The sequence below is a fragment of the Blautia sp. NSJ-175 genome (genome assembly GCF_022867815.1).
GTDB lineage: Bacteria > Bacillota > Clostridia > Lachnospirales > Lachnospiraceae > Blautia > Blautia celeris.
Genome location: NZ_JALIFQ010000010.1, coordinates 175,809 through 188,560 on the forward strand (window position 1 = coordinate 175,809; position 12,752 = coordinate 188,560).

General features: G+C 47.3%; 10 protein-coding genes. All 10 read right to left on the bottom strand.

The genetic code is table 11. The annotated features are described in order from the left end of the window. Nucleotides 1-140 precede the first annotated feature (140 nt). Nucleotides 141-1,031, bottom strand: coding sequence for an AraC family transcriptional regulator (locus MUB35_RS16910; protein WP_227242736.1), 891 nt, complete (start codon nt 1,029-1,031; stop codon nt 141-143). Between the two features lie 8 nt (nt 1,032-1,039). Beyond that, on the bottom strand, nt 1,040-1,831 hold the full coding sequence (locus tag MUB35_RS16915; RefSeq protein WP_227242734.1) for an alpha/beta hydrolase: 792 nt from the start codon (nt 1,829-1,831) through the stop codon (nt 1,040-1,042). A gap of 21 nt (nt 1,832-1,852) precedes the next feature. Further along, nucleotides 1,853-3,148, bottom strand: coding sequence for an ABC transporter substrate-binding protein (locus tag MUB35_RS16920; protein WP_033139008.1), 1,296 nt, complete (start codon nt 3,146-3,148; stop codon nt 1,853-1,855). A 144-nt stretch (nt 3,149-3,292) separates the two neighbouring features. Further along, the gene (locus tag MUB35_RS16925; protein ID WP_244806539.1) at nt 3,293-5,674 is read right to left on the bottom strand and encodes an ABC transporter permease; all 2,382 of its coding nucleotides are present in this window, start codon (nt 5,672-5,674) and stop codon (nt 3,293-3,295) included. 5 nt (nt 5,675-5,679) lie between these two features. After that, nucleotides 5,680-6,357 (bottom strand): ABC transporter ATP-binding protein, encoded by a 678-nt coding sequence (locus MUB35_RS16930; protein WP_033139006.1) that lies wholly within the window; start codon nt 6,355-6,357, stop codon nt 5,680-5,682. A gap of 122 nt (nt 6,358-6,479) precedes the next feature. Beyond that, nucleotides 6,480-7,496, bottom strand: a complete 1,017-nt coding sequence (locus MUB35_RS16935; protein WP_244806540.1) for a sensor histidine kinase — start codon at nt 7,494-7,496, stop codon at nt 6,480-6,482. 1 nt (nt 7,497) lies between these two features. Continuing rightward, nucleotides 7,498-8,181 carry a response regulator transcription factor gene (locus MUB35_RS16940; RefSeq protein ID WP_033139004.1) on the bottom strand — a complete coding sequence of 228 codons (684 nt, stop codon included), beginning with the start codon at nt 8,179-8,181 and terminating at the stop codon, nt 7,498-7,500. Between the two features lie 646 nt (nt 8,182-8,827). Then, nucleotides 8,828-10,312: a UxaA family hydrolase gene (locus MUB35_RS16945; RefSeq protein WP_103733098.1), complete on the bottom strand. Its 1,485-nt coding sequence runs from the start codon at nt 10,310-10,312 to the stop codon at nt 8,828-8,830. A gap of 10 nt (nt 10,313-10,322) precedes the next feature. Beyond that, entirely contained in the window at nt 10,323-11,663 is a 1,341-nt protein-coding gene (locus MUB35_RS16950) for a tagaturonate reductase (protein WP_331477551.1), read from the bottom strand. A gap of 230 nt (nt 11,664-11,893) precedes the next feature. Then, on the bottom strand, nt 11,894-12,550 hold the full coding sequence (locus tag MUB35_RS16955) for a GntR family transcriptional regulator (RefSeq protein ID WP_054351815.1): 657 nt from the start codon (nt 12,548-12,550) through the stop codon (nt 11,894-11,896). Nucleotides 12,551-12,752: the final 202 nt, after the last annotated feature.

Here is a 12,752-nt window from a genome sequence, read left to right on the forward strand (position 1 = left end):
ATTTTAATATTACCACAATATATAGGGCAAATCAAGGTTTGAATGACATTTCCGAAGCAGCCACACGTCAGACCGGGGATTTTTGCAGTCTGTGTGCATGCTTTTGCTGCTGAGAAGCCGAACGGCTGGATCGTAACATTCTATTCTACACAGTCATTCTGCGCAGTCGGAAAGGAGGCGGCAGATTCCCTGTAATTTTTCGGGCTGATGCCGTACCGCTGTTTGAATATCTTGGAAAATGTCAGGGGATTTTCATATCCCACCTGGGCCGCGATCTGATTCACAGGTAAATCTGTATTTTTCAGCATTCCCACTGCCTTCTCCATTCGCAGATTCACTAAAAACTGCTGGGGAGAACAGCCCATCAATTTCTTAAAGCTCTTTGCCAGATAGCTTCTGTTGATGCCGATCCGGTCAGCCAGTTCATCTACCCTTACCTTCCGGTTATAATTCTCCACCAGAAACTCCTTGGCGTAGCTGACATAGGCTGCTGCGGAATAGGGGTATGTATCCTGGGTTTTATAAAGCGTCTGATACTCCTCAATAAGCTCTGACAGGAACCACTGCATCATGCTGTTTCTCCGCAGTTCATTCACCAGGGTAAGCTGGGGTATCTCCAGCATCCTTCTGATGATCTCATGGAGACGTTCCGTGCAAGTGACCTGTCTGACCAGCTGCTGCTGCCCGAACCCTGCCTTTGTGAGACATTCATAGGCTTTCAGACCGGAAAAGCCAATCCACATATAGACCCATGGCTCCTCCCGGTCTGCCTGATAGCTGCCCTTCCTGTAGGGCGGGATCAAAAACGCGTCGTTTTCCCCCAGATGAAAGGTCTGGCCCTCAATCTCCAGAGTGCCCTTCCCCCTCAGAATAATATGGATCAGGTAAATGGAACGTTTCGGCGGACTGTGGAAATAACCCGGCCTGCACTCCTCAATGCCGCAGTAGTTCAGCGCCAGTTCTACGGAATCCTGGCTTTCATTGTCCAAAAAAGCTTTGAATCTCAAATTCATCCCCGGGTTATGTTCCATTTTTCCTCCTATCTGTCCAGCCACCATCTGAGCACATCCCGGATCTGCACGTCCCAGCAGTCCCAGCTATGGTTCCCTTCGGATTCCTTCGCAGTCACTTCGATGCCCAGACGCTTCATGTGCTCCCAGGTACGTATATTGTCCTCATAGAGAAAGTCCTGCCTTCCGCACCAGGCATAAAGCCTGGGCATATCCTTCTTGGAAACCTTTCTTCTGCGGGCCAGTTCCCACAGATCATTGTCCGAGCCTCTCACAGGCGCCCCGCTTCCGAAGATTCCGTCCCAGAGCATCTGCGACTCCGGCTCCTCCTCCCTGTGCCTTTGCCGGGCTGCCGCAATATCCAAAGCCCCCGACAGCGCTGCCGCCGCACCGAAATTTTCACTGCCGTCAAGAGCAGCCTTCCATGCGCCATAGCCGCCCATGGACACACCGGCTGCCAGAATATCCTCTTTTCTCTCAGAGATATTGGGAAAAAATTCCCGGCAGATACCCGGAAGCTCCCGGCTTATGTAAGTCTGGTAACGCATGCCGTACTTCGTGTCCGTATACCATCCCAAATGTACCTCCGGCATGACCACCGCAATCCCCAGCTCACTGACATAGCGCTCTATGGAAGTTCTCCTGCACCATGTGGTGTGGTCATCCGTCATACCGTGCAGCAGAAACACTGCGGGATACTTTCCCTCCCGCACTGCCCCTGTCATACCGATCTGCCTTCTGGTCCTCTGGGGAAGGATTACAGACATCTGTGTGCACATTCCCAGCACTTCTGAAAAAAAATCAACCTGAAGCAAAGCCATGCATCCTACCTCTTTCCATTCTTATTCTTCCGCAAGGGACTGGTTCATAAACTCTGCGATCTCCGCGCAGGCATCTGCCATGGTCTTATTGCCGGCGTAAACCTCTTTTAATATCTCATTTGCTTTATTCTCCCAGGCAACCGTGGTCTTGGAGTAGGGACGGATCACCATGTCATCCATCATATTCAGATAAGCCTTGAGATTAAAGTCAGCGGAGTTGGCCCATGCGTCTGAAGTTCCCTTATAGGCCGACATGGTGACACCCAGTTCTGCCTGTTTCAGCTGTGCTTCCTTTGATCCCAGGTACTCGATCAGCTTCCATGCCTCCTCTGTGTGCTCCCCGTTTGCGGCTGCGGCCCATCCCAATCCGTTGTAGATAGAAACACGCTTTCCCGTCTCCGCGTTCCTGGGCAGTTCCACACAGTCACAGTTCTCTGCAGTATATTCATTTTCCTTAAAATAAGCAAGCATCCAGGAGCCCTGGAAGGTCATGGCAATCTTCCCGGACTGGAACAGCACATCCTCACCGTTTTCAGACATGGTTTCCAGTGAAGGCATAACCCCTGCCCGGATCCAGCTCTCCAGCATCTCCATGGCCTCGACTGTCTTCCGGTCATCCCAGCCTGACTTTTTCTTGTCCTCTGAGATAATGTAACCGTTATTGTCATAGATCATATTGTAATAGCCTGCCTGGTTGTTGTCATTGCGCATGGCGAGTCCGTACTGGCTGCCATCCTCTTTTGTGAGCTTTTTGGCTGCCTCAAACACATCATCCCAGGTCCACTCCGCTGTGGGATACGCAACCCCTGCCTCGTCAAACATTTTCTTATTGTACCACAGGGCAATGGTATCCACATCCTTTGGCACTGCATACTGCTTGTTGTCATTGTTATATAATTCTACAATATCCTCCGGGTAATTGGCAAGGTCAATCTTATCGCTGCTCTCTATCTCATCTGTCAAGTCCAGAAGCAGTCCGTTGGTCATATAACGCTCTGCTTCATTGGAATGCATCCAGAACACATCCGGCAGTGTGCCTCCCCTGGCACCGGCATCCAGCATAGTCCAGTATTCGTCCCATTTGACTACGCCTGTCTCCGCCTTGATTCCCGTCTCCTCTGTAAAATCATCCAGAATCTTCTGAAGCCCCTTCGCCTGATTGTCATCCCATGTCATCACGGACAGCACATCATCGCTTTTTACTTCTGTTTTGCTGCCTGTCTCCTTCTCCTGACTCTCTTTCCCCTGTCCGCAGGCCGTAAGCGCTGCTGCTGCAGCCGCTGCCAGTAACATGACACTTATTCTTTTTAACCTCATACCTGATCTCCTTTTCTGTATTCAACTTACAGGCGTTCCGGAACCCTCTGTTTGTTATATTATAGGAAATCCCAAGCGGTGATAAAATAGAGTAATGTATGAGGCTCATAACCTAATGTGTCTTTTTCTCATCATTTTTCTATGTCATTCTGTGTAATTGATTCTCAGTACAAGAGAATCCCTGTTCTGCATTTTCAGGCAGACATATGTGATCAGCATGGGGATCAGCAGCATGCAGAGCGCATAGATCCCGTATTCCGCAGCCGGGAACCGAAAGTGCATATACGCAGCCCCCGCAAATTTCCGCAGTCCCCACACAGTACCATATCCGGCCAGGCCGCCTGCTGTCAGGGTGATGACCATATTGGGCACTGCCAGGTAAATGTTCTCAAAGAAGAGCATTTTCAATATCTGTCTCTGCTCCATGCCGATGGATTCCAGCATGGCAAATTCCCTCCTTCTGGCTGTCATGCTGCTGATACTGGTGTTGACCATATTAAAAATACTGAAGATGATGATAAAAATGGTCAGGCCGAAAACCTGTGTATTGATCTTTTTTGTCTGCGCTGCATCATCTATTTTTTTCTCTCTCAGGGTCTGCAGGTCCAAATCTTTATAGTCATCCAATATATTCAGAATGGCTGCTTCGATGGATTTCCCATTTTTTTCATAATCTTCTGCTGTCACGAGAAAGGATGCTGTTTTATTCATTCCGGGCCACATTTCATCCATCCTTTTTTCCGGGATATAAACGCCGTCATCAAGATTTCTGCCTTCATCCCCACGCTCTTTTACGCCAACTACCTGCACAGTACATTCCTGTGTACTGCCGTTATACCACTCCAGCACAGCCTCCTTTCCTATGTCCAGAGAGATCTGGAAAAGGGATTCCACCAGCCTGGTATTGATGACAATAATGGTATTTTCTTTCAGATCATCGACGCTTCCCTTATCCAGCAGAGCATTTAATTCTTCCCTGTTTTCATCTGTCACCGGGTAAACATTACCCATATATTCTTTGTCACCATCCCTGAGGACCGCGGAAGTAAAAATATCCCTGTAAACCTTTTTTACATTGGGAATACTCTCCAGCTTCTGTTTTAATGCATCGTTCAGAGTGCCCCCCATCTGTAAGTCTGTGATTCCGTATTTCTGGGCATTGCTGTGTGCATCGTACACATAATCCACAATATATTCCCAGTTCTCAAAATCACCCATTCTGGAATATTCGTCTTCGTCCCAGGCAGACATATAAGAAGCGCCTGTCATAAATAATACGCCTCCGATTGCCAGCGAAGCTGTGGTCAGCATTCCCTTTTTCCGGCTTCTGTTCCGGCTGCTCCCTGCCAGGGTTCGGGCTGTCAGCCTCCTGTGGGGTCTGTCTTTTTCCTCTCCGCTCTCATCCTCTCCCACATATCTCACTGCTTCCACAGGGGAAACGCTTCCTGCCATTTTCGCCGGTTTTCTCACAGAAAAGAGCACCGTGAGAATGCCGAACACAGACGCTCCAAATGCCATCAGAAAAAGGTCCGCCACTGCAAAACCTTCCGGTTTGATCAGATAAGCACACACATTTCCTATGAGAACTCCTGTGGGTACCGCAATGCTGCTGAGCATGAGACCCTCCCGGAAGATCATCTTGTTTATCTGCTTTTTTGTCATGCCTATGGTTCTGAGCTGCCCGATCTGCTGTATCCTGCCCGTCACAGACAGATAAAATATACTGTAGATGACAACCGCAGCGGCAAATAAGATAATAATCCCTACAATGCCAAGCACAAGTGCGGCACTGTTATTCTGAAGGGAATTTTCAAAGGTCCCGTTTATATTCACCTGATTTCTCTCAATCCCATATTTGACGGCAAGATTATTTACCACTCCGGCAAACTCTGACATCTGCATTTCACCTGCATCCGCGATCCTGATCAGGGCTGTATAGGGGATATCCCTGAGCGCCTTACCTTTTTCCGCAAACGCTTTTGAGACGTAGACGGGATATGTACTCATCTCACGGTCCCGATCCAGTATGCCGCAGACCACAAAGGTTTCCCTTTCCCCTTCTGCAAAAGAAATTTCCAGTTTTGTCCCTGTTTTTTCTTCTTTTCCCAGAGCCTTAAGAAGCTGTCTGTCCACAACGATTTCATTTTCCTGCTCCGGCACGTTTCCCTCTGTCGGAGTATAGGTAACGATGCCGCTGCTGTGGCTTTCTATATAGAAGGGATACATCTTTACCCCTTCCTCCTTGACCTCTCTTCCCTCCTTATATGGCACCATGATCTCTGTCAGCGCATCCTCTGCAAGCCCTTTCATCTGCTCATCCGTGACGTCCATATACATGACATGCTGCATGGAGTTCAGTATCTGCTGTTTTTCTCTTTCCGTTGATTTCTGCACCATGGCCAGACCGCTGATCAGGCTGACAGCCAGAATGATGGTCAGGACAGTGAAAAAGCTGTAGAGTTTATTCCCCAGCAGATTGCTACCGGCAACTCTCCATACAACCCCTCTGTTATTATTTCTATCCATGCTCATTAAGACCACCCGCTCTCCGCAATTTTTCCATCCTCTATCCGGATAGTTCTGTCAGCCACCTGGGCGATCTCCTCGTTGTGGGTGATCATCACAAGGGTCTGGTGGAATTTTCTGCTGGCTGCCCGGAACAGCCCCAGTACCTCCTGACTTGTCTGAGAATCCAGGTTTCCTGTGGGTTCATCTGCCAGAATGATAGCCGGCTTTGTGACCAGCGCCCTGGCAATGGCAGCTCTCTGCTGCTGCCCTCCTGACAGCTTTCCCGGCTTTCTCTTCAGCTTATCCTCAAGCCCCAGGACCGTCACAATCTCCTTCACATATTCCTCATCCACACGGCGCCCGTCCAGTTCTACCGGAAGGACAATGTTGTCATAGATATTCAGATTCGGCATCAGATTAAAATTCTGAAAGACAAACCCGATTTTACGCCGCCTGAAAATAGTCAGTTCATTGCTGTCAAGCCCGCTGAGCTCCTGTCCGTCCACCATCACGCTTCCCCCTGTGGGGCAGTCCAGGCCTCCCAGCATATGCAGAAGCGTACTCTTTCCCGAACCGGATCTGCCTACAATGGCTGTGAAGCTCCCCTGCTCAATCTCCATATTGATACCATCAAGAGCCTTCACCAGAAGCGGCTCTTTTCCGTAATACTTTGTAAGATTTCTTGTCTGTAAAATATTCATGATGTATTCCCCTTTCCTGTGATACTCTTATTATAGATGTCCATTCTCTCAATCCTGTATCAGTCTTCGGAATGAATGGTATCAATATTGATACATGTTTTGCACAACGCAAAAAGGCGGCCTCATGCCGCCCTTCTCGGAAGAAATACTTCAAATTCTGTTCCGTATCCCTCTTTTGATCTTACTTTGATGTACCCGCCCTGCAGGGTGATGATCTGCCGTGCCAGATACAGTCCGATGCCAAGTCCCTCTGTTTTCGCGGCCTTTGCCTCCCGGTAAAATCTCTGGAAAATCCGGTTATAATGCCCGGGGTCTATTCCTATTCCATTATCGCTGATGGAAATTACGACATACATTTCCAGATTCCTGGCACTTACGGTTATTTTCCCGCCGCTTTGTGTATATTTCACTGCATTGTCCAGGATATTTCCCAGGGCCTCCGCGGTCCATTTGCTGTCATGGCTGACTTCAATCGTGGGCCTGACATCTACCTGCAGTTCCATCTTTTTCTCCTCTGCCCGGGACCTGACCGTATCAAGTGCCCGGGAAACGGTCTGAATCAGCTTACCGTTTTCCGGATGCATATGCAGCATTTTGCTCTCAAGGCGTGACATTTCAGCTAGAGATTCAATGAGGAATTCCAGCTTATCAACCTGCTGCAGAATGATTTGGATAAACTGCCTCTCCTCATTTTTTGACAGATTTTCCTCACAGAGTGTTTCCCCGTACATTTTTATATTCGTTATGGGTGTTTTCAACTGATGTGTAATATCAGATACCATCTGCTGCGTCTCCGCCTTTTCCTTTTCTGCCGCCCTGGCCTTATATTCCAGAATCTCCCCTGTCTTCTGAAGCTCCATGACCATCTTGGAGGTCAATGTCTCCTGATTCTGTACCTCGGCACAGGGATTCCCATTCATAATTTCCTGTGCATAATGGCATACACCCCGGGAATATTTCACATACTGGTTCCTGAAATACAGATAGCTGCCAATCCCGGCAGCCCACAGTCCCCACATGGATACCCACAAAAGTATCTTTATTTCAAATGAAACAGACTGCAAAAAGAGAAAAAAGCTCCCCCCGCACACAGCCAGGAAATGCACTGCTGTGAGAATGGGCCACACGATTTTTTTCATATTATCTGCTGCCTCCCATCCATTCATAACCCATACCGTACACGGTTTTTATATAGGTGTTCTCCCCATCTTCCAGTTTTCCTCTCAGTCTGCTGATATTTAAGGTCAGCGCATGGTCATTCACATAGTTTCCTCTGTCATCCCATACCTTTTCCAGCAGGATTTCCTTTGAAAGAATCCTGTTTGGATTTCTGCAGAACAGTTCCAGAAGGTTAAATTCCGTAGGGGTCAGTGTCAGTATCTGCCCGTTTTTGCTGGCTGTTCGCCTCACAAAATCCACTTCCAGTTCCCTGCAGACATATACACCGGAAGTCTCCTCTGACCTGGCGCATCGGCGCAGAATAGTCTGGATTTTTTCCACCACCACGCGGATGCTGAAGGGTTTTGTAATGTAATCGTCCGCGCCAAGCTGCAGGCCCTGTATCACATCGTCATCCAGATTGTGGGCTGTGAGGAATACAAAGGCGGCGGACTGTTTGGCAAGCACTTTTCTGGCAAAATCAAAGCCGCTGCCATCCGGCAGATTCACATCCAAAAGGATCAGATCCGGTTCCTGTGATTTTAAATACGAATCTGCTTCCGCCAGGGTATAGGCAGGTTCTGCCTCTATATTCTTTCTCTGGAGGTGAAAGCAGAGACCTGCATTTAATATTTCATCATCCTCAATAATCAATACTTTGCTCATATCTATTTACTGTCCTGTTCTTTTTCTTTGCGGCATGGGGGTGCTGTTATGTGTGGTTGTGCGGTAATGGGGTTATGGCGGTGATGGGGTGTGGTTTATTAGAAAGTATACACTATTGTGATTTTTCTGTATATAGATATTCCGGGATTGATGTAGTGGATGTTCATCGTTTTGGAGAAAGCGGACGCCAAACCCAGCCGCAGGCTTCCCCGTATGGCCGAGAGCAGAGAACTTCCAAGCTAATACGCAACCCGCACTAAGTTCATCGCCTTAGGGCTCTTCACTAAGTGCTTGCTAGCGTATGGATCTTGTAAGATTCTCTACCGCTCTGAAACGTCCATACGGGGAAGCCTGCGGCTGGGTTTGGCTGGTGACTGGCTGCGGATAGTACCGTGTTGGCTGGGACAGAATGCAGATAATTGCTCTGCACACGTCCGGTTATAGGGCAGTCTGTGGCTGAATTGGATGATGATCAGCTGCGAATTCTACCAGGTTGGCTTGGAGCAGAATGCAGATAACTGCTCTGTACGTGTCCGAACAGGGGAATCTGTGGCTGAATTGGCTGCGTGGCTGGATGTGATATAGATGGATGGTAAGTTCCACCAAGCGATGAACTTTGTGAAACTTACCATTCACTTCTATATTGTTACAATGTTACCCCTTGCTTGAAAATTGCAATATCATGATAGCCCGCTTTTTCTGCCTTCACCTTCTCACCTGATGCTACCCGTATAATGTACTCAAACAGGGCCTCCGCCAATTCCTCTTTTGTTTTATCTTCCACCATTTTTCCGGCGTCAAAATCTATCCACTTGGATTTATAATCCGCCAGGCCTGAATTAGAAGATATTTTAATGGTGGGTACGAGTGACGCAAACGGTGTACCTCTTCCGGTTGTAAATAAGACAATCTGTGCTCCGGAGATGGCCAGACTGGTGGCTGCTACCAAGTCATTTCCGGGTGCTGACAGAAGGTTTAATCCCTTTTCTTTTACCCTCTCAGCATACCTTAATACATCTGTCACCGGTGCAGAACCTGACTTCTGGGTACACCCCAGAGACTTGTCCTCCAGTGTGGAAATCCCGCCTTTTTTATTGCCGGGAGATGGGTTTTCATAGATTGTCTGGTTATGCCTGGTAAAATAATCTTTAAAATCATTGATCAGATGAACGGTCTTTTCAAATACCTCTCTGTTCTTACACCGGTTCATAAGAATCGTCTCCGCACCAAACATCTCCGGCACTTCCGTGAGAATGGTTGTGCCGCCTTTTGATATGAGAATGTCGGAGAAAGCCCCCACCACCGGATTCGCCGTGATTCCTGACAGGCCGTCAGAACCGCCGCATTTCATACCGATGATCAGTTCTCCTGCATCACACTCTTCTCTGACACATTTATTCGCATTTTCATAGAGTTTACCCAGAATAGTGAGTGCTTCCTCAATCTCGTCTTCTGTATCCTGGCACTGCAGGAATTTCACCCGGTCTTCCTCGTACTCACCGATGTACTCTTTTAGAACGGGAATATTGCAGTTCTCGCATCCAAGACCCAGCACAAGAACTCCCCCGGCATTTGGATGATGGACCATATCTGCCAGAACTTTTCTCGTGTTTTCCTGGTCCTCGCCCATCTGGGAACACCCGTAGGGATGGGTAAAGGCCACGATCTCCTCCACATTTCCCAGCGGAAATCTTCTTTTCGCCTCCTGCTCAATGGCCTTTGCCACAGAGGAGACACAGCCCACTGTGGGAAGGATCCAAAGCTCATTCCGCACGCCTACCGTACCGTCCGCCCTTCTGTATCCCATAAAAGAAGCCTTTTTACCCGTCAGTTCTTTCAGTGAAACCGGTTCGTATTTATACTCCAGCACATCGCCCAGAGATGTCTTCAGGTTGTGAACATGGATCCAGCTTCCTTTTTGGATGTCTTCTTTTGCATAACCGATCGTCGCGCCGTATTTTATGACGGGAGCACCCTTTTTCATATGGCACAGGGCAAATTTGTGGCCCTGGGGAATGTCCTCAAGAAGTGTGATCTGTGTGTCATCCACGGTAACGGTCATTCCTTTTTTCATTGGTTTTAAGGCAACTGCTGCCATATCTTCTCTGTTGATTTTGATAAAATCCTGCATATTTTCTCCTTTACGCCAGAACCTCGCCGTAAGCTTTCTCCATTCCCTCCGCCTCAATACAGTCATACCATTTCTGCACCACATCCAGCATCGGGCTTAAATCCTGTCCCCAATATTCTTCTTTCTTTAAAATATCCGCAACAGAAGCCTCTTTCATAAATGCCACGATTTCTTCCCCATCGTTAGCCGCATCTGTGCGGTAAAACGCGATCAGGGCAGCCAGTGAGAAGGTAAGCCCCTGCGGATAGGAACCGTATTTTTCTTTGTATTCCAAAATGGTAGGCAGCACTCTTGCCTTGAACTTGGACACGGAATTTAAGGCGATGGATAACAACAGATGATGGATAAAGGGATTTGCAAAACGTTCCAAAACTGCTTCTCCGAAATTTCTATTATCCTGTGTATCCCCAATCGTCGGAATAATCTCCTCAAAAATACATTTTTTAAGAAGTGCCGATACTTTTTCATCTTTCAGGCATTCCCCCACCGTCTCCAAACCGTACAGATGTGCTCCCAGCACCATGGAAGTGTGGGCACCGTTTAAAATTCTGACTTTTCTCTTCTTATAAGGGTCCACATTGTCTGTCCAGATCACATTGTAACCGGCCTTCACCAGAGGCAGTTCGTCCTCATGATCTCCCTGGATCACCCACAGATGGAATATCTCCGCTGTATCCATCATGTTGTCCTGCTCCCCGATTCTTTTACACAGCGCTTCATGCTCTTCACGGGGAAATCCTGTCACGATGCGGTCCACTAAAGTAGAACAGAAGTCATTTTCTGTCTCCATCCAGGTCTTGAATTCTTCTCCCAGATTCCACAGATTCGCATACTTCATACAGCATTTTTTCAATTCCTCTCCGTTATGGTCGATCAGCTCACAGGATAAGATGATAAATCCTTTTAAGCCCAGTAAGAAGCGCCTGTACAATAACTGAGTCAGCTTGCCCGGAAAGGATTTTGCCGGCTTATCCTCCAGCTTGTTATCTGAAACGAACTCTATTCCGGCCTCCGTTGTATTGGATACGATAAACCGGAAGTCCGGATTTTCTGCTAATTTTTCATAGGCCTCATATTCTGTGTAGGGGTTGATACACCTTGAAATGACATCAATGTGAGTATGCTCATCCACAACTTCCCCCTTGTCAATTCCTCTTAAAAATAAATTGTACTCACAGTTCTGCTTATTCAGTTCGCCGATCATTCCCTTTTCAATCGGCTGTACCACCACAACAGAACCGTCAAACAATTCTTTTTCTTTTAATTTCTGAAAGAAATAATCTACAAATCCCCGGAGAAATCCTCCTTCTCCAAACTGTATTACTGTTTCTTTTCTCTGCATGCTCATAATAGAAGCCCTTTCTGTACTATTTCATACTGCGGCCTGCACAGTCTGTGCACTGACCTGTTCATTAGTTTCTGTACAACAAGCAATTTCTTTATTGACTGCCCCTATTATAGCTCATATATCCGCTGTTGTATACAACAGTTTTTGATTTTTTACACTTTCGTGTCTTTCCATAAAAAACAATTTTTCATTTTGTGAGTATTTCATAAAAAGGAAATGACCGGTCTTCCTATTTATAAAGACCAGTCATTTCCTTTAAACAATAATTCAAATATGGCATTCTTAGAAAAATGCAGATGCTCTTTCATGGCTTCGGATGCGCCGTCCCAGTCCTGTTTCAGTGCACATTTCGTAATCTTCAGATGTTCCTGGATGGTCTCCTTGCGGCGCTTTTCGGAGCATTCCCCGCTCATGATCCGCATTCGCTTTATCTGGCTGTTGATCAGCTCATAGGTTTTCAGAAAGTATACATTGGATGTGGCGTCAATAAACATCTGATGAAAAAGATCATCCATGTCATCGTAGGAATATGGCAGGTCAGCGCCTTTTAAGTACGCCTGATAATCCTGGTAATATTTCATATACACGTCCTGTTCTATCCGGTTCCCATAATGAAGGATGGCGTATGGTTCCAGCATCATCCTGGTCTCGTATATCATATTGATCTGGCTTAAAGACAGATCTGAGACCATGATTCCCTTCTTCGGAAGAATTTTCACCAGCCCCTCCTGCTCCAGCCTGCTGATGGCATCCCGGACCGGCGTTCTGCTGGCCGACACCTCTTCCCGCAGCAGTTCTTCATTGATAAAAGTATTTGGTGCATATTCACAATTTAATATTTTCGCTTTTATGGCATTGTAAGCCTGTTGTTTCAAACTCTCTTTCTGCATTCTGCCGCCTTTCTGCAGTGCACTGCGCAACTTGTGTTCTGTTGTAACTGTTCTATTCCCTCATAGTTACAGGCAAAGATCCATGCAAAACCGCCTTTGGCGATGGGATTTTTACTTGGCTGCGAAACGTTTTCTTACGGTCAGCAAAGTAAATGCGCAGACCTGATGAATAGTTATGATCTGTTACATATATTACCACATT